19 protein-coding genes, 1 pseudogene and 1 riboswitch are annotated in these 22827 nt (G+C 36.1%); of the genes and pseudogenes, 10 read left to right on the top strand and 10 right to left on the bottom strand.

Going from position 1 to position 22827, the window contains the following annotated elements:
- The first annotated feature begins 15 nt into the window (after positions 1-15).
- Positions 16-468 (top strand): SRPBCC family protein, encoded by a 453-nt coding sequence (locus K9V48_RS01470; protein ID WP_224136267.1) that lies wholly within the window; start codon positions 16-18, stop codon positions 466-468.
- Positions 469-559: 91 nt separating this feature from the next.
- Here the strand turns inward: K9V48_RS01470 and K9V48_RS01465 are convergent, their stop codons facing one another.
- Complete coding sequence (locus K9V48_RS01465) at positions 560-1465, bottom strand: Cof-type HAD-IIB family hydrolase (RefSeq protein ID WP_224136265.1); 906 nt, start codon at positions 1463-1465, stop codon at positions 560-562.
- Between the two features lie 165 nt (positions 1466-1630).
- On the opposite strand from K9V48_RS01465, the gene K9V48_RS01460 reads away from it, so the two are divergent.
- The 5 genes from K9V48_RS01460 (at position 1631) to K9V48_RS01440 (ending at position 8767) form a co-directional block, all read left to right on the top strand.
- Positions 1631-2614 (top strand): Gfo/Idh/MocA family protein, encoded by a 984-nt coding sequence (locus K9V48_RS01460; protein WP_224136263.1) that lies wholly within the window; start codon positions 1631-1633, stop codon positions 2612-2614.
- 362 nt (positions 2615-2976) lie between these two features.
- Positions 2977-4575, top strand: a complete 1599-nt coding sequence (locus K9V48_RS01455) for a catalase (protein ID WP_224136261.1) — start codon at positions 2977-2979, stop codon at positions 4573-4575.
- Between the two features lie 211 nt (positions 4576-4786).
- A complete protein-coding gene (locus K9V48_RS01450) occupies positions 4787-5683 on the top strand; it encodes a YitT family protein (protein ID WP_224136259.1) in 897 nt (298 codons plus the stop codon).
- Positions 5684-5938: 255 nt separating this feature from the next.
- Positions 5939-6535, top strand: coding sequence for an undecaprenyl phosphate transporter UptA (gene uptA, locus K9V48_RS01445; protein WP_224136257.1), 597 nt, complete (start codon positions 5939-5941; stop codon positions 6533-6535).
- Between the two features lie 303 nt (positions 6536-6838).
- Positions 6839-8767, top strand: a complete 1929-nt coding sequence (locus tag K9V48_RS01440; protein ID WP_224136255.1) for an FUSC family protein — start codon at positions 6839-6841, stop codon at positions 8765-8767.
- A 902-nt stretch (positions 8768-9669) separates the two neighbouring features.
- On the opposite strand, the gene K9V48_RS01430 is transcribed toward K9V48_RS01440, so the two are convergent.
- Positions 9670-9873 (bottom strand): hypothetical protein, encoded by a 204-nt coding sequence (locus K9V48_RS01430; protein ID WP_224136253.1) that lies wholly within the window; start codon positions 9871-9873, stop codon positions 9670-9672.
- A gap of 145 nt (positions 9874-10018) precedes the next feature.
- Positions 10019-11491, bottom strand: coding sequence for a SulP family inorganic anion transporter (locus K9V48_RS01425; RefSeq protein WP_224136251.1), 1473 nt, complete (start codon positions 11489-11491; stop codon positions 10019-10021).
- A gap of 437 nt (positions 11492-11928) precedes the next feature.
- On the opposite strand from K9V48_RS01425, the gene K9V48_RS01420 reads away from it, so the two are divergent.
- A complete protein-coding gene (locus K9V48_RS01420) occupies positions 11929-12060 on the top strand; it encodes a YhdX family protein (RefSeq protein WP_224136249.1) in 132 nt (43 codons plus the stop codon).
- 130 nt (positions 12061-12190) lie between these two features.
- On the opposite strand, the gene K9V48_RS01415 is transcribed toward K9V48_RS01420, so the two are convergent.
- Positions 12191-13237 (bottom strand): ribonucleotide-diphosphate reductase subunit beta, encoded by a 1047-nt coding sequence (locus K9V48_RS01415; protein ID WP_224136247.1) that lies wholly within the window; start codon positions 13235-13237, stop codon positions 12191-12193.
- A gap of 120 nt (positions 13238-13357) precedes the next feature.
- A complete protein-coding gene (locus K9V48_RS01410; RefSeq protein WP_410429596.1) occupies positions 13358-15637 on the bottom strand; it encodes a ribonucleoside-diphosphate reductase subunit alpha in 2280 nt (759 codons plus the stop codon).
- 122 nt (positions 15638-15759) lie between these two features.
- A riboswitch (cobalamin riboswitch) is annotated at positions 15760-15937 on the bottom strand.
- A gap of 142 nt (positions 15938-16079) precedes the next feature.
- On the opposite strand from K9V48_RS01410, the pseudogene K9V48_RS01405 reads away from it, so the two are divergent.
- Positions 16080-16634, top strand: a pseudogene (locus K9V48_RS01405) (sugar O-acetyltransferase).
- A 148-nt stretch (positions 16635-16782) separates the two neighbouring features.
- Here the strand turns inward: K9V48_RS01405 and nhaC are convergent.
- Together nhaC and K9V48_RS01395 are read right to left on the bottom strand one after the other, a co-directional pair.
- Positions 16783-18159, bottom strand: a complete 1377-nt coding sequence (gene nhaC / locus K9V48_RS01400) for a Na+/H+ antiporter NhaC (RefSeq protein WP_224136243.1) — start codon at positions 18157-18159, stop codon at positions 16783-16785.
- A 396-nt stretch (positions 18160-18555) separates the two neighbouring features.
- Positions 18556-19869, bottom strand: a complete 1314-nt coding sequence (locus K9V48_RS01395) for a globin-coupled sensor protein (protein ID WP_224136241.1) — start codon at positions 19867-19869, stop codon at positions 18556-18558.
- 438 nt (positions 19870-20307) lie between these two features.
- On the opposite strand from K9V48_RS01395, the gene K9V48_RS01390 reads away from it, so the two are divergent.
- The gene (locus tag K9V48_RS01390) at positions 20308-20625 is read left to right on the top strand and encodes a YbjQ family protein (protein ID WP_224136239.1); all 318 of its coding nucleotides are present in this window, start codon (positions 20308-20310) and stop codon (positions 20623-20625) included.
- 200 nt (positions 20626-20825) lie between these two features.
- Here the strand turns inward: K9V48_RS01390 and K9V48_RS01385 are convergent, their stop codons facing one another.
- Complete coding sequence (locus tag K9V48_RS01385) at positions 20826-21032, bottom strand: alpha/beta-type small acid-soluble spore protein (RefSeq protein ID WP_111615554.1); 207 nt, start codon at positions 21030-21032, stop codon at positions 20826-20828.
- Between the two features lie 285 nt (positions 21033-21317).
- Here K9V48_RS01385 and K9V48_RS01380 point away from each other — a divergent pair, with 285 nt between their 5' ends.
- Positions 21318-21560 (top strand): hypothetical protein, encoded by a 243-nt coding sequence (locus K9V48_RS01380; RefSeq protein ID WP_224136238.1) that lies wholly within the window; start codon positions 21318-21320, stop codon positions 21558-21560.
- A 215-nt stretch (positions 21561-21775) separates the two neighbouring features.
- Here K9V48_RS01380 and K9V48_RS01375 read toward each other — a convergent pair whose 3' ends face one another.
- Both K9V48_RS01375 and K9V48_RS01370 read right to left on the bottom strand, forming a co-directional pair.
- Positions 21776-22003, bottom strand: a complete 228-nt coding sequence (locus K9V48_RS01375; protein ID WP_224136236.1) for a twin-arginine translocase TatA/TatE family subunit — start codon at positions 22001-22003, stop codon at positions 21776-21778.
- A gap of 361 nt (positions 22004-22364) precedes the next feature.
- Entirely contained in the window at positions 22365-22646 is a 282-nt protein-coding gene (locus tag K9V48_RS01370) for a hypothetical protein (protein ID WP_224136234.1), read from the bottom strand.
- Positions 22647-22827 lie beyond the last annotated feature (181 nt).

Here is a 22827-nt window from a genome sequence, read left to right as displayed (position 1 = left end):
GATGAGGTGCTAAACATGAAACAATGGACGAAAGAAATAGAGATTAATGCTCCGATAGAATCTGTTTGGAAATTATTTAATAGTCTAGAAGATATGCAAAAAATTATGCCGCAAGTTATCGATAACAAGCCAATAAAAGTGACGGATGAAAAGGTTGGTAGTGTGTACAGACAAAAATATAAAGAGGGAAAACGTATTGAGGAATATGATGTAGAGACGTTAGAATATGTAGACGAGCCTGATAGAAAGAGGCTCAAGATTGGTTTTACGCTTGCGAAAATGTTCGAAATCACTGCTTTTTATGAATTAAAGAAACTTGATGATCAAAAAACGCATTTTACCTACACAGCGACGAACAATGCATTGAAATGGTTTGTGAAACTATTTATGTTATTGGCGAATGATAAAATAGTGGTTGAATTCGTTGAACGGGTAAAACGAGTGGCGGAATCTGAGAGCAACCTTTGATTAACAAATGATGAAGCCTTATTTTAAAAGGGTCTGCCCCCTCCCAACATCACTACTATATAGTGTAATTGGAGGAGGCAGACCCTTTAGTTTAGCTATTTGCTAATACATACTTTTCAATCGCATGAGCAACTCCATGCTCATTATTTGTTAATGTTACGACATCAGCTATTTCTTTTACTGCTGGATCACCATTTTCCATTGCAATTGAAAGCCCTGCTGTTTTTAGCATTGGGACATCATTGAAATTATCTCCAATCGCTACAGTATTTTCAATTGGAATATTAAAGTACTCTGCCATAACTCGAATACCATTTCCTTTATGACCGTTTGTGTCCATAATTTCAATATTAAATGGACCTGATGTTGTGACAGAAATACCGTCGATTTCTTCAATCGTGGAAGTAAGCTCAGTTTTTCCTGAAATAGTTGGGATGAAGAACTTTTGAATAGCAATTCCCTCAAGTTTTAGAACATGATCGATGTGGTCAAATAATTTAAGGGTATCTGTTTCTTTAGGCTGCTCGGTTACCATTTTGTATTCTTTTGATGTTAAGTGCTTGCTTACTTCGGGATTTTCATCTAAGAAGACATTCATTCTATCTGTCCAAGATGAAGCAACAAAGATTCCTTGGTTCGTATAAAGCTTGAATGGGTATTTTTTTTCATCAAGGATTGATGCTATGCTTTTCACCGTATCTTTATTTATCGAGATTTGACTTAATAATTTTCCATCAGCAACAACCATTGTGCCATTGCTTCCTGCTAGTGGACATTGAAGTGGTGTTTGACCAATCACTACTTTAATATCTTCTGGTGCGCGTCCTGAGCAAATCATGACGATATGACCAGCCTTTTGAGCATGTTGAATGGCTTGAATGTTTTCTGCTGAAATGTCGAGGTTAGATGATAATAATGTTCCGTCGAGGTCAATTGCGATTAATTTTTTCATAATTCGTATCTCCCTTATTATTAGTTTAGTGTTAGATATGTACATAGTAACTCAATTATTTATTATGACATATTTTTAGGCAAATAATTAGAAAAACCTACTAATAGCATAAATTTATCAGCATCCCTTTCAAAATGGATTGGAGACTTCTTCTTTGGGTGAAAAATGATATAATTTCCAATAGGACAGAATTTATTTGGAGGGATAAAGATGGTGCGATTTGGTTTAATTGGAACAAATTGGATTACAGAAGAATTTATTAGGGCTGCAAGTAAGGTTGAGGGTTTTTCACTCACAGCTGTTTACTCAAGAACGAGCGAAAAAGCTGAGGAATTTGCAAATAAATTTAACATAAAGCATACTTTTACAGATTTAAAGGAATTTGCAAGTAGTGCTGAATTTGATGCTGTTTACCTTGCAAGTCCAAATTCGCTGCATGCATCACAAGCGATTGTATGTATGGAAAATGGAAAGCATGTTCTTTGTGAAAAGCCAATGGCGTCTAATACGAAAGAAATTAGTGAGATGATTAAGGTAGCAAATGAGCATTCAGTCGTCTTGATGGAAGCGTTGAAAACAACTTTAGTACCAAATTTTCTTGCGATAAAAGAAAATCTACATAAAATTGGTCAGGTGCGTCGTTATTTTTCGAGCTATTGCCAATACTCGTCCCGCTACGATAAATATAAAGAAGGAATTGTCTTAAATGCTTTCAATCCGGCTTTCTCAAATGGGGCACTAATGGATATCGGTATTTATTGTGTGTATCCAGCTGCTATATTGTTTGGTGAACCGAAGCAAGTTCAAGCAACAAGCTATATGCTTGAGTCAGGTGTCGATGGAGAAGGAAGCATTTTGCTAACGTATGATGAGATGGATGCTGTCATCATGTATTCTAAAATTTCAAACTCATATGTACCTTCTGAAATACAAGGGGAAAACGGTAGTATTATCATTGATAAAATGAATACACCAGAAAGTGTAAAAATCCACTATAAAGATGGAACAATCGAGGATATTACGAGATCACAAGATTCAGATGATATGTATTATGAAGCAAAGGAATTTGTTGATTTAGTAACAAGTAAGAAGCAGCAATCAGAGTTGAACTCTCACCAAAATACTTTAATTACAGCTAAAATTATTGAGGATGCCAGAAACCAAATTGGTTTAGTATACCCGGCAGATAAGTAAATAGTTTTTTGTGAAAATGCTTGGATATGAGATATCCAAGCATTTTTTTGTCGTTAAGGAAACTATAAAATTTTGAACTGTGGATAAGCGCACGACAGCAAGCGTAAGCGCCTAGCCCCTCGAGGTCATAAGACGATTAGGAATTGAAGGTAAAAAACACCTTCAATTCCTAATCGTCTTATTTGCCCGAGGCTGACCAAGGCGCTGCCGCTTTTGTTCCGCAAGATATAGATTTGAGATAGGTTCATCAAAAGAATAATAAATAATAATTGGAATGTTTTTCTAAAATTTGGAGAAAGTAAGCAAGGGAATAATTGGTCTTGGGAATCCAAAATTCTATAGTTAGATAAGGAGAGCAAAATATGACGAAGAATCATTCCAATAATGAAGATCAGAATACTGAAAACGAAGACACCTTAACCAACAGGCAGGGGCATCCGGTTACAAATAATCAAAATTTGAGAACAGTAGGGAATCGTGGTCCTGCTACTTTGGAAAACTATGATTTTATTGAAAAAATCAGTCACTTTGATCGTGAGCGAGTTCCTGAACGTGTCGTCCATGCACGTGGCGCAGGGGCACACGGTTATTTCGAAGCATATGGAACAGCAGGAGACGAGCCTGTTTCGAAATATACACGAGCTAAGTTATTCCAGGAAAAAGGGAAGCAGACTCCGGTTTTTGTCCGCTTTTCATCTGTTATTCATGGTGGTCATTCTCCAGAAACGCTTCGTGACCCACGCGGATTTGCCGTTAAATTTTATACAGAAGACGGAAATTGGGATTTGGTCGGAAATAATTTGAAAATTTTCTTTATCCGTGATGCGATAAAATTCCCAGATATGATTCATGCGTTCAAACCAGACCCAATTACAAATATTCAGGATGGTGAAAGATTTTTTGACTTTTGTGCGAGTTCTCCTGAAACATTCCATATGGTGACTTTTGTCTATTCACCTTGGGGCATTCCTGCAAACTATCGGATGATGCAGGGGTCAGGGGTTAATACATATAAGTGGGTAAATAATAAAGGTGAAGCAGTACTTGTAAAATATCACTGGGAACCAAAGCAGGGGATTAAAAATTTAACACAAAAGGAAGCCGAAGAAATTCAAGCAAAAAACTTTAACCATGCGACCCAGGATTTATATGATGCGATTGAGCATGGAGATTATCCAGAATGGGAGCTACTTGTTCAAGTTATGAGCGATGATGAGCATCCAGAATTAGACTTCGACCCCCTCGATGATACAAAATTGTGGCCTGAAGATCAGTTTCCTTGGCTACCAGTAGGAAAAATGGTATTGAATAGAAATCCTGAAGATTATTTTTCAGAAGTAGAGCAAGCCGCATTCGGTACAGGTGTTCTTGTCGATGGACTAGATTTCTCTGATGATAAAATGCTTCAGGGTCGAACGTTTTCATATTCAGATACACAACGGCATCGCGTAGGGGCGAATTATTTGCAGCTGCCGATCAACGCTCCGAAAAAACGGGTTGCGACAAATCAAAGCGGTGGACAAATGCAATATAAGGTAGATCGTGCCCCTGGGCAAAATCCTCATATTAACTATGAGCCATCAATTTTGGGAGGGTTAAAAGAAGCTAAGCAAAACGGAAAAGAATATACACCATTAATTGAAGGAAACCTAGTTCGAGAGTCGATTGATCGCCAGAGTAATACTAAGCAAGCGGGAGAAACATATCGGAGATTTGAGCAATGGGAAAAAGATGAATTGATTTCAAACTTGGTAGGAGATCTTTCTACTTGTGATCAAAGAATTCAAGATAAAATGATTGCTTTAGCTGAAGAAGCAGACGAGGAGTATGGCCGCCGATTAAGAGAAGGCTTGGCTAATGCTCCAAAAGGCGAATCAAGTCAAAAGCCACTCGGTAACAAAGACGGGGATCATGTACCTGAGGTAGCTGTGGAAAAGGGTCACGAAGCAGAGCCATATTAAAGGCGGCCTAAATTTGTAACGTAAAGAAGGCTTTTTATAAAGTCAAAGAGTTAAAGAAGCTTGGGGTTTGTTCACAATTGAACGAATCCAAGCTTTTTTTATTCAAGGAAAACATTGACTATTATTTGTGAGTTATAATAGAAAGATAAAATTAGGATTAAGTCAATTCCAGTTTTTAAGACAAATAGACTTGAAAAAGAGGGGGACCTTTATGTCAGAACCAACATTGGATATACAAGAAGAACTAAAAAAACATCAAGGTTTATCAAAAGTACAAATCCTAAAACGAGCACTATTTATCATAATCGGTGCAGTGATTATGGCTGTTGGTTTAGAAATCTTTTTAGTTCCGAATAATGTGATTGATGGAGGAATCGTTGGGATCTCGATTATCCTCTCACATTTATCTGGTTGGAAACTTGGTGTGTTTATCTTTCTTTTAAATATTCCATTTTTCTTTATAGGATATAAACAAATTGGAAAAACCTTTGCACTTTCTACATTATTTGGTATTACTGTGCTATCAACTGCTACAACTTTATTACATCCTGTTCCTGCATTTACAGAGGATATCCTTCTAGCAACTATTTTTGGAGGTGTTGCTCTAGGAGTTGGTGTAGGAATTGTTATTCGCTATGGTGGATCGTTGGATGGAACCGAAATTTTAGCGATACTTGCGAATAAGAAATTACCCTTTTCTGTAGGCGAAATTATTATGTTTTTTAATATTTTTATACTTGGAAGCGCTGGCTTTGTCTTCGGGTGGAACAGGGCGATGTATTCTTTAATTGCTTATTTCGTTGCATTCAAAACAATAGATATTGTCATTGAGGGACTTGATGAATCAAAATCAGCATGGATTATTAGTGATCAGTCTCGTGAAATAGGAGAGGCAATTTTAGCACGACTTGGACGAGGTGTAACATACCTCAATGGAGAAGGAGCCTATACAGGAGAGGATAAGAAGGTTATTTTCTGCATTATTACTAGATTAGAGGAAGCAAAATTAAAATCAATCGTAGAGGATTTAGATCCGTCGGCCTTTTTAGCAGTTGCAAACATTGCAGAGGTTCGAGGTGGAAGGTTTAAGAAAAAAGATATTCATTAATAAAAGTGGGGCTCTGTGGAGAAGGCATTGCCACAGAGTTTTTTATTGTTTAGGATTTGTATTGTAGATAAGAACTTGTGTTTTTGGTGAAACGGCTCGTATCTGCGCTAACAGGATAATGCTCAACATATTCCTTCAGGCTTGCTACGTCCCGTGGTTAGTTCAAAGAAAATAGGGTTAATTCTTTTCTTTTATTCATACCTATATAAGGACAAGAAATGCTTGGACGTAAAAAATGAGTGAGGGTGTGAATAAATGGAGGAAGCGATTCTGAATTTATTAGAATGGCTGACAAGTCTCGGGTATTTAGGAATTGCGCTTGGGTTAATGCTTGAGGTGATTCCAAGTGAAATTGTGCTAGGCTATGGTGGGTATATGATTATACTTGGAAAGATTGGGTTTTGGGAGGCATTTGCTGCAGGTGTCATCGGTGGGACAATTGCACAGCTGATCTTATATTGGATAGGTAGTTATGGAGGCAGACCGTTTCTAGAAAAATACGGGAAGTTTTTATTACTAAAAAAGCATCATTTAGACTTATCAGAATCTTGGTTTGAAAAATATGGTTCAGGTGTCATTTTTGGAGCGAGGTTTATACCGGTTGTAAGACATGCGATTAGTATACCTGCAGGGATTGCTAAAATGTCATTATGGAAATTCACATTATATACCGTTGCTGCAATGATCCCTTGGACTATTTTCTTTTTATATTTAGGAATTGAGTTAGGTAGTAATTGGATGTATATAAAGGAGGCAGCTCGACCTTATCTTATTCCGATGATAAGCCTTGCTTTTTTAATGGCAGCTACCTATTATTTAGTGAAAAAGTTTAAAGGCCCACGGACTACTTAATGATAAAAAGATAAATGAAAAGCAGTGAATTTCGCAAACGTGAAATCTCACTGCTTTTCATATTTTATTTGTCAAAACGCGATTCTGAGTAAATGGATACTCATTAGAAATAATAGGATCATTCCAACAAGCTCCTATTTTTATGAATTAAACTGTGAGTGGATATACTACTACAATATAAACGTATCAAGGGTATTAACATGAAAAAAGGTTTTGATCCCTTAAGATATGAATAACATTATGAATTATTGTTAAATTAACTTTAAATGAGTTGTAAACGGTGCTTTGCGGAGGGAGGTTAGGATGAAAAAAGAAACATCTTCAAATTCGAACTTGTTAATGGTGCTAAAAGATGCCTTTGCCATTAAAAAGGCTCCCTATCCTTGGACAAGAGCTATTCTAGCAGGAATCTGTTTATCCTTTCCTGTTATGATTGGATTGTTAGCAGGTAACTTTCAGTATGGTTTGCTCGCAGGTATAGGTGGATTTACTTATCTTTACACCTTTAATGAACCTTATCCGCAAAGAGCTAAGAAGCTTTTTATTGTTGCTCTTGGACTTTCGGCTTCTATCGCTTTAGGTATACTTACCATTTCTTCACCACTTGCTTTTACTATTATGATTGGTTTGATTGGAGCGGTCTGCACGTTTATTTTTGGGGCATTAAAGATCCCAGGGCCAGCATCAATATTTTTTGTTATGGTTTTCGCCATGACTTCGGCTATGCCGATTGATCCAACGCTTGCACCATCGCGCGCCGGTCTTGTTTTTCTGGGAGGATCTTTTTCATGGTTGATAGCAATGATAGGTTGGTTTTTCAATCCTTATGGTCCGGAAACAAAGGCTGTTAAAACGGTTTATTTAGAATTAGCTACACTTATTTGTTCTGTTGGGACAGAACAGTTTAACGACTCCCGGGAGAGGACTATTGTATCGTTGAAACATGCAGATAATCTACTTTTAGCTGGATATGTCTCGTGGAAAACTTCACCTATTTTTAAACGGTTGTACTTATTAAAAGAACAGTCTAATTCTATTTTGGCAGATGTTCTTGAAATGTCTGCAGCAGGAAGAACGAATCTACCAGTTGAATTAGGGAAATCAGTTCAAGCGCTCGCTCAATCGATTGATCATAAAAGGAAAAGTAAACCATTGCAAATTCTACAGCCAACAGATTGTGACGAGGAAATGAATAAATTATTTTCGAAAATTTATCATGCTGATGCAATATTGAATCAATCGATTTCGAGAATTAATCAAGAAATAAAAGTGATAAGGACACCTTTAAAAAGGGTTTTATTAGATGCATTTGATAAAAATTCAATTGTTTTTCTTTCTTCAATAAAATACGGCATTGTTTTGATGGTCGCGACGATGATTGCCTTCTCATATGAATTTGATCGATCCTATTGGATCCCAATATCATGTGGTTCAGTCATGCTTGGATCAACCGTAATAAGTACGTTCCATCGAGCTATACAGCGATCCATCGGGACCATTGTTGGTATATTGGTAGCAAGTCTGATTCTTTCTACAAAGCCGGAGGGCCTGACGATTGCTCTATTTATTTTGCTTTTATCATTTCTTACAGAGCTTTTTATCGTACGAAATTATGCATTTGCCGTCACATTCATAACGCCAAGTGCTTTGTTGATGGCTGAAAGTACGAGCCAGATTCATAATATTCCCTACTTTGCGACTGCAAGAGTTACCGATACCCTAATTGGTTGTGCAATTGGTCTTATCGGAGTGCTGATGGTAGGAAGACAGTCTGCTTCAAGTCGGCTCTCGCATCTAATAGCAAAAACAATTCGGAGTCAGTCGCAATTGCTATTTCAGTTGTTTTCTAAACAAAAAAGTAGTAGTAATTTTGAGGGAAATAGTACGCGAAACAAAATGCGGACGAATTTGATGAATTTAAAAACGGTTTACTCTACGGCATTAGGGGAAATTCCGATTAATAAAAAAGCGTTAGAGTTCCTCTGGCCTGCTATCTTTTCCATCGAACAATTGGGATATTTACTTGATTCAATCATAAAGGATTCTAAACGACCTGTACTTTCAGACGAAAAACTTGCTCAATTACTCTTCATTTTCGAAACAATGGCAAATGCAGTTGAACAGCTTCAGATTGTGACGAATAAAAATGTACCTGAGATCGAAGGGTTTTCTAAAATTCAAAAAGAGATCATTGCACTACAGGATGCAATAACATTTATCGGGATCCGTTAGTCTACCAATATCTTGAAGCTAGTTTTCATTATGAAGCGCTAGGATTTCATCAAATACCTAGCGCTTTTATCTTTGCTTAAATAAATGGGGTTTGTTCCCCATTGTCATTGTTAAATTACTACTTAATTCCAAACTTATCTGTTACACTGCCATAGTACTTACTCCAGAATGTTTCTTGAAGTTCCATTTTAACCATGGAACTGCTCACGACTTAATTTTCTAACGAAAATTAAGTCGGAGATTCTAAAAAATAAGACCATACCCGTTCAATTAGGTGATGGATTTTCTGCTTTCCCTTTCAGACAAGTTCTACACTTGTAGAACTTGTCTGAAAGCAAAAAGCTCTGACACATTTCGTTCAGGCACGTTCTTTCCTACTGCATCCGACAAGCTAGACCGATTATCTTCTCTGGTAATCATGAATAACTGCCGGTAGAAAAAGAAGAGGAAACACGCATAGAATTTTCAAAGAACGATTTATTTAACCGTTTTGGCTAACGCCAACCAATATTCATCCTCTACCTACTCATTGGGCTACGCCCTATACATTTCTTGAGGAAGGGGTCTTCTGTCGGGAAATGATAAATGTAAAATAATTAAGTAACGATGAAATTATTTTACATCCAAAAAATTTGCATTGGTGGAATAAATAGAAGTGGTTCTTTTTAATCCCAATTTAGTATAAAAATAGGTAAAGATTGTTAAGAATATTAAATACAGTTGGCGTAAAAGTGGATGATTAATCAATCTATCTTTCTATTTTTGCCTTTTGTGTGAACATAAGGAGAGAAAACGGAGCGGAGAGATTTACATTGTGGTTAGATTTAAAGGAAATAGCAAAAAATAACTGCTCGTAAAGATTAAGATAAGTTTCACCTTATGTAATTGTCATCTTGTAACTATTAATAGTTACTTAATTTTTTGGCCGCTTTTTTCTTCAAGCCACGTTTTTTCATTTCCCATTTTATGCATGATAAATACTCTTTCATTTCCATATACTTATTTAGGTTATAAAATGATGTCCTTTTTTTAAAGATTTTTTGTTTTTGTTTATAATTAACGTACAAATCTGCTAGTTCCTCATTTGATAAGTCTGTTAGATTCATTACTAATCACCTCTTAGCATAAATTCTAGGGCAGTAAATCCTAATTTCAAAGCTTTCGAGGAAAGACGGATAACTGCTTGAAAAAGCTAATCTCGCTATATTCAATGAAATTGAGCCTGATCATAGATCAGGCTCTGTAGATACATTAATGATTCGTTACATTCGTATTTGCTTTATCGTAGATGGCTAGTTTCTTCACGAGATTGGAACTAGCTTGATTCAATCCGACGATCCTTACCTTTGTTCCGTTCTGATTAAATTTAAGAACAATTTTATCAATTGCACCTACCGCGGAATCATCCCATAAATGCGCATGACTAAAATCAATGACAACAGTTGCAATATCTTCCTTAAAGTTAAAGCTTGATACTAAATCTGTAACTGAAGCGAAGAATAATTGCCCTTTTACAAGATATGTTTTCGTTAGATCTTTTTCATTTATTGCCGACTCAACATTTACTTTTGAAATCTTAGCAGCGAAGAAAATAGCGCTAAGTAAAACACCAATAAGAACACCTTTTGATAAATCATGTGTAAGGACCACAGTCACGACAGTTGCAACCATAACGATGGTATCTGAAATCGGCATAATATGGAGCTTTCTAAGTGAGGACCAGTCGAATGTGCCAATTGAAACCATAATCATAACGGCCACTAGTACAGCCATTGGGATCTGAACTAAAATATCATTTAGTATGATTATTAAGATCATGAGGAAGGCACCAGCAACAAATGACGATAATCTACCGCGTCCACCAGACCTGATGTTAATGCCGGATTGACCAATCATTGCACAACCTGCCATGCCTCCAAAAAATCCAGCAACGATATTGGCAATTCCTTGACCTCGTGCCTCTTTGTTTTTATCACTTACCGTATCTGTCAAATCATCAACAATTTGAGCAGTTAATAAAGATTCTAATAAGCCGACAAGAGCTAAAGCGAAAGAGTAAGGTAAAATAATTTGCAATGTTTCAAGATTAAATGGAATCTGCGGGATTAAGAATAACGGTAAAGCTTGTGTTAGCTCCCCCATATCTCCTACAGTACGAACAGATACACCTGACATAATAGCGAAGATTGTCATCACAATAATTGCAACCAGTGGAGCAGGAATGACCTTCGTAAATCTTGGTAAGATGTAAATGATTGCTAATGAGACTGCCACCATTGCATACATTACCCATGTTTCACCAATGAAGTGGGGTAATTGTGCAGCAAAAATTAATATAGCCAAGGAGTTAACAAAGCCGGTCATAACAGAGCGAGGGATAAACTTCATAAGTCTTCCCACCTTTAGAACGCCAAGAATGATTTGGAAAATTCCTGTTAAAATCGTTGCAGCAAGTAAATATTGGAGCCCATGTTCGGCAACCAATGTCACCATAACTAATGCCATAGCCCCTGTAGCTGCCGAAATCATTCCTGGTCTTCCACCTACAAAGGCAATAACGATGGCAATACAAAATGAAGCGTACAATCCAACCATAGGATCAACACCCGCAATAATGGAAAAAGAAATGGCTTCGGGAACTAATGCTAATGCAACAACGATACCTGAGAGGATATCTCCGCGTATGTTCCCAAACCATTGTTCTTTTAATGTTAGTGAGTTCAAAAAATTTGCACCTCTTTCTATATAGTTGTGTGAAAAATAAGTGACTTTCAACTCTCATGAAAGTCGGGTCCGATAGTAACGGTGATGATTATATCATTTAATAAAAAAAATATATAGTCCTATGAAAACGGATAAAGCATCTGTTTTCTATTAATATCTCTAGATTTCGATGATTCTTGTGGAAAAGTGTACTAATAATTAAATGTGCATAACATATAGAGCCATTCATGAAGTTTTACCTCATGGGAGTATACGAAAATAGATGGAAGTTTTACTTATGCAGATTTAAGTAGAGTGAGTCATAAGATTCCGTTTAATAAATAATAAGGTGATAGTTGACTGCATATAATGGTGGCGGATAGTAAGTTTTAGATTTTATATGGAATTTTGGTTCAAGGATTTGAAATAAAGACTTGCTTTCAGGAGGAGGGGCTCGAATGGGAAAAGGTCGAATCCGAGTGGAAGAACGTATTAAGGTAGAAACAGACGAAGAAATTTTTGAAGCAAAGCTTTTAGACGAGAAGAACATACGTAAAGACCAGAGGAAAGTTAAAGAAAAAAACAAGTAGTAAGGAAAAGGAGAACGCTGTGCAATGTGCATAGATGTGTTCTCCTTTTTTAAAGGATAAGAAAGTATAAAATTTTTGACTTAGTTTTCGTGTCCAGCTCCAGCGCTTTTCTTATTATACTTTTTACGAATTATAAATCATCAAAGCCATTATCTACATGGTTTACCTTTGTATATTGTCTTGATTTTTGCTCAAAGAAATCGGACTTACCTAGGTCTACTTCTTCATATGCTTTAATCCATTTTAGAGGATTTGTTCGATATCCTTCAAATGGGCGATCATATCCTAGTTGATTGCAACGAACGTTTGCATAAAACTTAATATAATCTTCTAGGTCTTGCATATTAATGCCGTCCATTTTATTGCCAATAATAAATCGTCCCCATTCAATCTCAAGCTCAGCTGCTTGCATGAACGTATCTTTAACAAATGTAGCTAACTCTTCAGTATCATATTCAGGATATTGATTTAAAACTTCTTTATAGATTTGCACGAACAAATCGACGTGAATTTGTTCATCGCGGTTTATATAATTAATCATCGTGCTCGTTGCTACCATTTTTTGATTACGTGCCAGGTTGTAAAAGAAGGCAAAGCCAGAATAAAAGAAGAGTCCTTCTAAGATGACATCATAAACAAGTGATTTTAATAGATGCTCTATTGTTGGATCTTCTGCAAAGGATTGATAACCATTGGTGACGAATTCATTGCGTTTTCGTAAGATTGGTTCATTTCTCCAATAATCAAATACCTCATCTTGAACTTGTTTTGGTACCAGGCTTGAGAGAACGTATGAATAGGAATGATTGTGAATAACTTCTTGTTGAGCGAGAATAATCATCAATGCATTGATACTCGAATCAGTAATGTAATCAGCCACTTTTCCAGCATAATCGGTTTGAATACTATCTAGGAGTGCGAGCAGTCCTATGGTTTTTAAAAAGGCATCCTTTTCATCATCTGATAAATTTGGATATTGTTTAATATCTTGAGCCATATTGATTTCGAAAGGCGTCCAGAAATTACCTAGCATTTTTTTATAGCGGGAAAATGCCCAAGGATATGCAACATCATCCCAATTTAAAACATTTGAGCTTTCTCCATTGATGATTGCAGTTGAGCGATTTGGTGCAGAAGCGTCCATAATTTTACGTTTAATTAAAATTGTGTTTTCCATATTTAGGACTCCTTTTTTAAAAGAATTTATGTTGATACCATAATTGAACTCCTAGCCTATAGAGGGGCTAGGAGTTTAGAATTTCCCAGTTTTTGAGCCATGGCTCTTCCACTTTAACGATTAGCTAGCGCAAGAATCGCATTCTTCAATTGCGCTAGAAGTTGAGCGCACATAATAGGTAGTTTTTAATCCTTCGTTCCAAGCGGTCATGTGCAAATGTAATAAATCTTTTGCTTTGATTGAGTTTTGCACGTAAATGTTAAACGAAATAGCTTGGTCGATATGACGTTGTCTTGCTGCATTTTGCTTGATGCTCCAGTTTTGATCAATCAAGTAAGCTGACTTGTAAAACCAAGTTGTTGTTGGATTTAAGTCAGGAACTGTCACTGGGATTTTGTAATCTTTCTTTTCTTCCGAATACACCTTTTGGAAGATTGGATCGATACTTGCTGTACTTCCAGCAATGATTGATGTAGACGCGTTTGGCGCTACTGCCATTAAATAACCGTTGCGCATACCGTTATTTTTAACATCTTCTTTTAATGAATCCCAATCTAAATTGCTTTCTTGCGACTGATAACCTCTCTTTTCAAAGTACTTACCAGTATCCCAATCTGAGCCTGCAAACACTGAATATGCGCCTTTTTCTTTTGAAAGTTCCATACTTGCTTGAATTGTCAAATATGAGATTTTTTCATAAAGCTCATCCGCATACTGAACTGCTTCATCATGTTCCCATTTTAATTGCTTAAGAGCTAAAAGATGATGCCATCCGAATGTACCGAGGCCAATCGCGCGGTATTTCTGATTTGTTAGCTTTGCTTGCAGAACTGGAATTGTATTTAAATCAATAACATTGTCTAACATTCTGACTTGGATAGGAATGAGTTTCTCTAACACATCATCTGTTACAGCTTTTGCAAGGTTAATAGAGGAGAGGTTACATACAACAAAGTCACCAGGTGTTTTGACTGTAATGATTTTCCCGTCTTCTGTGAATTGCTCTTCAACTGTTGTCGCACTTTGGTTTTGGGTAATTTCTGTACAAAGATTGCTGCAGTAAATCATCCCTTGATGTGAATTAGTATTTTTTCTGTTTACTTCATCGCGATAGAACATGTAAGGTGTACCAGCTTCTAATTGGCTGATCATAATTCGTTTCATAATTTCAATCGCTGGTATTTTTTCTTTAGATAGTTGTTCGTTCTCAACGCACTCCCAGTACTTTTGACGGAAGCTTCCATTTCCTTTTTCTTCGTCGTAATAATCTTCAATGCTATAGCCCATTACTTGACGAACCTCATGTGGATCAAACAAATACCAGTCACCACGAGCTTCTACTTGTTCCATGAAGACATCTGGAATGCAGACACCTGTGAATAGGTCATGTGTACGCATACGTTCGTCACCATTGTTTAGTTTAGAATCTAGAAATGAGAAAATATCTTTGTGCCAAACGTCTAAGTAGACAGCAATTGCACCTTTTCGTTGTCCTAGTTGGTCTACGCTAACGGCTGTATTGTTGAGTTGTTTCATCCATGGAATTATTCCCGAAGACACACCTTTAAATCCTTTTATATCACTGCCACGGCTGCGGATTTTTCCAAAATATGCACCTATGCCACCGCCCGATTTTGAAAGGTTGGCAATATCTGTATTGCTATCGAAAATCCCTTGTAAGCTATCATCAATCGTATCAATAAAGCAACTAGACAATTGCCCAATAGGCTTTCCTGCATTTGATAACGTAGGTGTTGCAACTGTCATATAAAGATTACTCATTGCCCAATATGCCTGTTTAACAAGCTCAAGGCGATTTTCTTTCTTTTCTTCCGCCATAAGTGTCATGGCGATGATTAAAAAGCGCTCTTGAGGAAGCTCAAATGTTTGCTTTGAAAAATCACGTGTTAAATAGCGGTCCGCTAATGTACGAAGACCGATATAAGTAAATAGATTATCTCTTTCTGGTTGAATAAATGAGCCAGCTTGGTCAATTTCTTCTTTTGTGTAGTAATCAAGAAGCTTAGAGTGATAAAGACCTTTTGAAACTAATGTTTCGATTAATTGATAGAAGCTACCATATTTTTGCTCTTTGTCATATCCACGGCTAGTGGCCGCTTCTTTATATAGCTTTTTTAAATAAATTTGAGCGCAAAAGTAAGTCCATTCAGGCTCCTGCTCATTAATATTAGATAATCCTTCTAAAATCAGTAAATTTGTGAGTTGTTCAGACGTATACGAATCCCTTTGTAGAATAGTGTTTTGGATTCTGTTTAAATAATCGTCTATAAAAAGTGAAGGGAAATGCTGATGTATGTTTTTGATAAATGATGTAAGTTTGTTTGTGTCAAATGCTTCTTGTTCATTGATAATGGTTGTAGTTGTCGTATTCATAATAATTCCTCCATCTGTTCATTTTTCTAAAGAGATGAGCAGATAAAACGACAGATAAGAAGAAAAAGGGTATACTAATCCTTTGTGGCTTTCTATCGTTCCATCTTCTCAGTCCCCGAAGAAATTGAAACTTTGGCAAGTTCTAGGCTAGTATCCTGACTTATGCTTGTTCTACTATGAGACCTTCCCATACATGATGTACAGTAGTTACCTCAGGTTCGTCACACATACAGTTGCGGGGACAGTTCCGGATTTATACCAAATTCCCTTTTTCGTCTAATAGGTACCTTACGCTTGCTTTAATACAATATATAGTGTTTGTTTCTGTTTAGTTGTCAATATCTAGTTGAATTGAGTTCTATCTAAATGATATAGCACACGTGCAAATTAATCAACCAATACTTTTTAATTGTTGAAAATTATTGTTAGGAATGAGGATGATGCAAAGATGAAAGCAGAAAAAGATAAAATGTTAAATGGAGAACCGTATAATGCTTGCTGATCCTGATCTAGTAAAAGATCGCAATCATGCTCGAAAAATGACTAGATTATTCAATCAATCATAGAGACTGAAGTTGACAATCGAACGAAGCTCTTAAAGGAGCTTTTCGGTTCAACCGGAGAGAATCTATTCGCAGAGCCGACATTTCGTTTTGACTATGGTTACAACATACATGTTGGGGGAAATTTCTATGCGAATTTTGATTGTGTTATCCTAGATGTTTGTGAAGTGAAAATAGGTGATAATTGTTTTATTGCCCCCGGAGTACACATCTACACTGCAACACATCCATTAGACCCTATTGAACGCATTTCAAGAATAGAATTTGGTAAACCAGTTACGATAGGTAACAACGTATGGATTGGCGGACGTGCTGTAATAAATCCTGGCGTTAAGATAGGTAACAATGTAGTTATTGCTTCAGGAGCAGTTGTAACAAAAGATATACCTGATCATGTAGTTGTAGGTGGAAATCCTGCAAAAGTAATAAAGTATATTTAAAACGATTTAAACTCGTATGTACATCAAATATGGACAGCACACTGTTTATATATCGTTTAATCCCGTATTAACGGTAATCCCCCGCTTCCAAGCTTTTAGTGAAACAAAGAAGGGGGAACTTTCTGTTAAAGTTAAGATAATACTTCCTTTATGCTGTTGTTTTTCTTTTACTAATAAATCCAAAAAGAATTGAAAATAAGGGTGATAGATACAAAAAGAAGACAAAAGGTAAATAAGCAATTACTGGGACTCCGAGTGTTTGAGTAAAGAATGCACCACTTACGCCCCATGGGATTAGTGGATTAACTAATGTACCTGCATCTTCAAGCGTACGGGACATGTATTTGCGTTCGATTTTCATTTTGTCATATAAGCCTTTAAACGATTGCCCTGGTATTAGAATCGATAAGTATTGCTCTCCAGTTAAGACATTCACTCCAAACGAGGATGCAGCTGTCGAAAGGATAAGTTGGCCTTTCGTTTGGACACGTTCAATCATTCCGTTTAAGAGAGTTGGAATAACTTTTAACGTGTCTAGTAATCCACCGAAGGCAAAAGCAATTAGGATAAGCGAAATAGACCACATCATTGATTGCAATCCGCCACGATTCATCAGATTTAAAACTTGTTCATTTTCAATCTGGTAGGATGTTCCATATTGTAAAGTAGTAAGAAACTCACCGATCGTTATTCCTTGGAAGCCTACTGCGGTTACCCCCGCTGTGCTAATTCCAATGATTAACGCTGGGATAACGGGTACTTGTCGAATGGCCAATATAATGACCAATAGCGGTGATAGTAAAGTTAGACTGCTTATTTGTACATACTTTTCTATGATTGTAATCATGTTTGACATTTCAGAAAGCGATGCTGTTTCGATAGGTGCCAATCGACCAAGTATGAAAAAGATAATTGTTGTAATCACAATGCTAGGTATTGTTGTTTTTGTCATATGACGAATGTGGGTGAAAATTTCGACAGATGAGACACCAGATGCAAAATTCGTCGTATCTGACATGGGAGACATTTTATCACCAAAGCAAGCACCAGAAATAATCGCACCAGCAACCCATTCAACTGGTAAGCCGACAGCAATACCAGCCCCCATTAGAGCTACCCCAACTGTACTTACTGTAGTAAATGAGCTTCCAACAAGGCTAGAGATGAGCATACAAGAAAATAGAGAAGTAATTAGTAAGTAGGTTGGATTAACCATTGACAGTGCATAAACCATGACAGTTGGAATCGTTCCACTGCTCATCCATGCTCCAATTAATACCCCGATTAAGGCGAGGATAATAATCGCCTGGATTCCACTTTGTATGCCTTTGACCATTCCAGATTCTAACTCTTTCCATGAATGGCGTTTGATTAGCCCAAGAAAACAGACAATAACTATACAATTAAGTAAAGCGAGATGTGGTTCAGTTTTTAAAACAAATAAACTAGTAAAGATAATGGCCAATATTAAAAGTAAAATAAAAACGGCCTCTTTAAAGTGTAAGCTACCTTTGTTGGTATTCATGTATAATACTCCTTTTTTGCAGTACAGTACTGGCAGTATACGCGATTGAAGAAAACAGTTAAAAAGGTTCAATTTGTTCATCTAACTCAAAATAAGGAATGAAAGAAAGGTTATTCTCGTGGAAGTTGAACTTTGTAACTTGAACGCTTTTATGCTTTTTCGTATGAAAGTATTATATCAATATAATTATTTATGTCAATTGTTAAAGGGGTATAAGAGGGAGGAAAGGTAGTTGTAGTAGTCAAACAACATGATAAAAAAGCAGTCTAAACTATTTAGAACTGCTTTTTGGATGGTTATATTAATAGAATAACGTTTTGAATTTGAACTACATTAGCAGCAAGGCAAAATGTCATTCATCCTTTTTGTATCCAATTCAATCTTTTGAAAATAGGATTACATTGTTTTAGCCATTTCTTTTAAACTATCTGATGTTTCAGCAATTTGAGCAATTGACTTTGACACATCATTAATAACATTTGTGAAATTTATCAATTCTGTTTTTGCTTTTTCACTTTGTTGTTTGTTGTTATTCATGATGTGTAAAATTGTATCGAAGAACGAATTCATATCACTCATTTGTGTTGTACCCTTTGTTGTCAGTGAGGCAACATTATTTATTGAGCTAGACATACTTTCAATTTGTGTATGTATATTCGTAATTAAGTTTGAAACTCCTTGGACAGATTTTTTCGTTTCTTCAGCTAACTTACGAACTTCGCTAGCAACAACGGCAAAGCCTTTACCATACTCACCAGCACGTGCTGATTCAATGGCAGCGTTTAGTGCTAATAAGTTTGTTTGTTCGGCAATTGATGTAACGATGGAAACAACATGATTAATTTGTTCAGACGTTTGTTCCAACGATTTCATTTGATTTAAAATTTCTACTGTACTAGCTTCAATAAATGTCATTAATTCACTTTGCTTTACTAAATCAACTTTCCCATTATAAGCTTGTTCTTCTGCTGAAGAAGCTACTTCTAGGTGATCAAGAGAGTAGGAGGCAATTTCTTTTGATTGCGCAAGAATTTCTTGTATAAACGCATTTGTTTCTTCACTTGCTGTAGCTAGTTTAATCGCTAGTTGATTTACTTCGTCACGAATTTCTTCCTTTTCTCTCTCACTTTTGGCCCGTACTGCTGCATATTCATTGTCATAAGCCTCTAACACAATTTGCTGTTCTAGGTTAAAAATCTTTGTTACGCTTTGAACTGCTTCTACGATCTCTTCTTTTGTTGTAAGATGTGGCTCAACTGTTTTGATGACCGACACTAATAACGGTTGAAAAGCTGCCATATACCATTTTGCTTCCAGTCCGATTTTTACATGAATGTGCGCAATCCTTCTGATGCGACTCACATCTTCATCTGTAAAGCGTCCGTTAAATGATTCTAAAATATGCTTTTTTAAGGTTAATTTTAATCGATCAATTGAGCTGTACGAATTAATGATATCAATAAGTCCTTGTTCCAATGCAAAAGAAGCATAAAAGGTATTTACAATTTCTTCAATGTTAGCTTGAATATATGGTCGGAGTTTCAATGTAAGAACTAGGTCATTTGTTGTAAGCCCAATCATATTTATTTGCTTTTGTAGAGCGGGTTCATGAACTTTTAATGAAATTTCCTTTAAAATATCATGATCTGGCTGTGTTGTAAGTATGGAAGTTGTTGGTTTTTTATTCTTTTTAAATGAAAAGATACCCATGAATGATTCCCCTTAGTTCGTTTTCTACTATTAAGTCTACTAGGTATATCGACGGATTTTTAGGAATATTAATATTAAAAATGTAAAAAAATGAATAAATATGTTTCAGTCATAAGCAAGACTTCCTTCCACTTCTTTGCGATTCACTAAAAGCTGTAAGGTGGGGGATGAGACTACCTGTTATTGGAGGAAAAAAATCATTTATCTTTTTTCTAAAAATAGATATAGTAAAAGTAATGAAAGTGAAGCGAAGTTGCAGTAGGGTAAAAGAAAGTACATTGACTACTGCAATCTTCACTCAAATTTTCGGTATCATTTTTTTGTACATAAATCCTACGATTGCTTTTGCTTTATTTTTTGCTTACTTCTTATCTTTGCTTGTGTTGCTCATTGCGTTAATAAAATCTAGAATAAATGAGAAAAAGAGGGATGATGACAATGATTATCGTAACTACTGAATCCGTACCAGGTAAAGAAACAAAGGAATATAAAGGGTTTGTAAAAGGGAGTACCGTGCAATCGAAGCATATAGGAAAAGATATTATGGCGGGCTTAAAAACAATTGTCGGTGGAGAGCTAACAGAATACACAGAAATGTTGGATGAAGCTAGACAGAAAGCAATTGGAAGAATGGTTGAAGATGCGAAGTCGAAAGGTGCTAACGCTATTGTTTGTATGAGGCTAGAGTCCTCAGCAGTGATGCAGAATGCTTCAGAAATTATTGCTTATGGTACGGCTGTAACTGTTGAGGAATAAAGAAAACATACAAAACATTTTATAGGAAATAATGTTCGATAAATTGGTCTCCACATATGATCCAAAGTATGAAAGCAGTGTGATTTCTAAATCCCACTGCTTTTTGAATCGAATCCGAAATTGAAGAAATGTTATTAGAAGATAAGATCGATAAAAGAGGCTGACACAAAATGCCAGCCTCTAGCCAATATATTAAATTGTTAATGTTGTGAATAACCGCCCATTGATTGTTGAGCAAGTGATACTAATCGTTTTGTGATTTCTCCACCTACAGAACCGTTAGCGCGTGAAGTAGTTTCTCCACCTAAGTTAACGCCGAATTCGGAAGCGATTTCGTATTTCATTTGATCAATCGCTTGTTGTGCACCTGGTACTACAAGTTGGTTAGACGAATTGCTGTTTGGCATCTGTCATTCATCTCCTCAAAATAGTTTGATTGGTTGGGTTAGTTGGAATTGCACCAACGTATGAAACCATTTTGGTTACATAGCCTAACTTGGCGTCACCCATTCATGAGAATTTGTTTGTTGCTGATGCGTTGTTGCACCGTTGTTACTAAGTATTATGGATAATTTCATTGTTTATATTCGCGTTTTCTTTATGGTAAATGTTTCTAATTATTTTTCTGTATTACATAAAAAGGGCGGATTGAGAGATTCTAAACATACGTAGTTAATAAAGGAGATGAAGCGATGGATATGTGTCCTTTATGTAATGGACTAGAAATGCGAGTGATACAATGTCCGAATTGCCAAACGATAATGGAGGATAGAGGGAAAATCACTGATTATCTTGATGATTATAGTGCTTATATGGATATTGATATTATGAAGCTTTTTGACGGTACGACCAATTCTTTAGAGAATCATCGATGCATACACTATTTTTATTGTCGAGGTTGTCAGCATGAAGACACGAGAGCGATTAAAGAGTGATTTTGTTTAAAATAAAAAATGTTCTTTTGTCGGGTACCCGTATAGAAAAGATTAGAGCAGTGGATTTGGAATTTGAATCACACTGCTTATCATAAAGTAAGAAGGCAAAAATGATAAACGAAAAAAATCTAGATTGTTTTTCTTTGTTTAAGTCTTGAAGGAGGTTTTTGTATTATCCCGTTGATGAGAAATAAAAGAGTTACCTCACCTATTATTTAATTATTCACAGACTGTTTCTCTTGCTTCTTTTCAGCAGCCGTTAATTGAGTTTTTTTCCCTTCCTCGTTATTATCATCATATACTAATCCCTTGGTAGCACTTTTGAATTCAGTCAAAGTACGTCCAAAGGCACGCCCGATTTCTGGCAATTTAGAAGGTCCGAAAATCATGAGTGCTATGATTAGAATTAAAACCAAGCCTGGAACACCTATATTTTGAAGCAATACATGAATCCTCCAATCTACATAATTTTGCTGCAAATGAGCTATAATTCCTTACTAGTCAAAGTAATTGTTTCAGCTCTGAAAGTAATTTTTACGCAAATAACGCCTTCGCTTAATGAAAGGAATCTAGTACAGATAATGAATTACTTATTCTTACTTTATATATTCTCAAAACTGTTCATTTTCATACTAATTTCCTGAAAAATCCATTTGTGTATAACGGCGCTAATGAAGGTGAAACTTGGTATTGCTTCAAGCCTCACTATTGAGCAAAAAAAAGCCAATGGCAATCCATTAGCTTTTTTCTTTGAGGCTGTACCCCTAGGCGCTCTTCACTTGTGATAATGGTACTTTCGGTAGTTCAATCTGCACCTCTATCTTTATCAAATTCGAGATCATTGCCCTTTTCCATTCTTTCATCTGTTTGGTCAGGGCTTTCATTATGAGGAAATGATCTGTTTGTTCGATTCAATTCATTATCATTAGTCATATCATCATTTAGGAATGTGTCATTTTCATAACGGACCGGACGATAATCTACTTCATTTTGGTCATTAAATTTGTTATTGCTCATATTACATGCTGATAAAAAACTTACTGTAAGCAAAGTGGACAAAATAGAAATTTTCCATTTGACTTTCATATTAATAGCCCCTCATCTTTAATAGTGATATTAATCTTAATATGTACCCCAAAAGATTACTTAGTCTTAAAATAGATTTACAATTTTTGTTACTTAAAAAAGACTATCTAAAGTCACTATCGATAAAGATGAAAATACCTGTCCCCATTCATGCTAGGAAACAGGTAGTATTTTTTTCTGA

The organism is Metabacillus rhizolycopersici (assembly GCF_020075705.1).
Note: the sequence above shows the minus strand (reverse complement) of the source record. Positions and strands in the feature narration are given on the sequence as shown.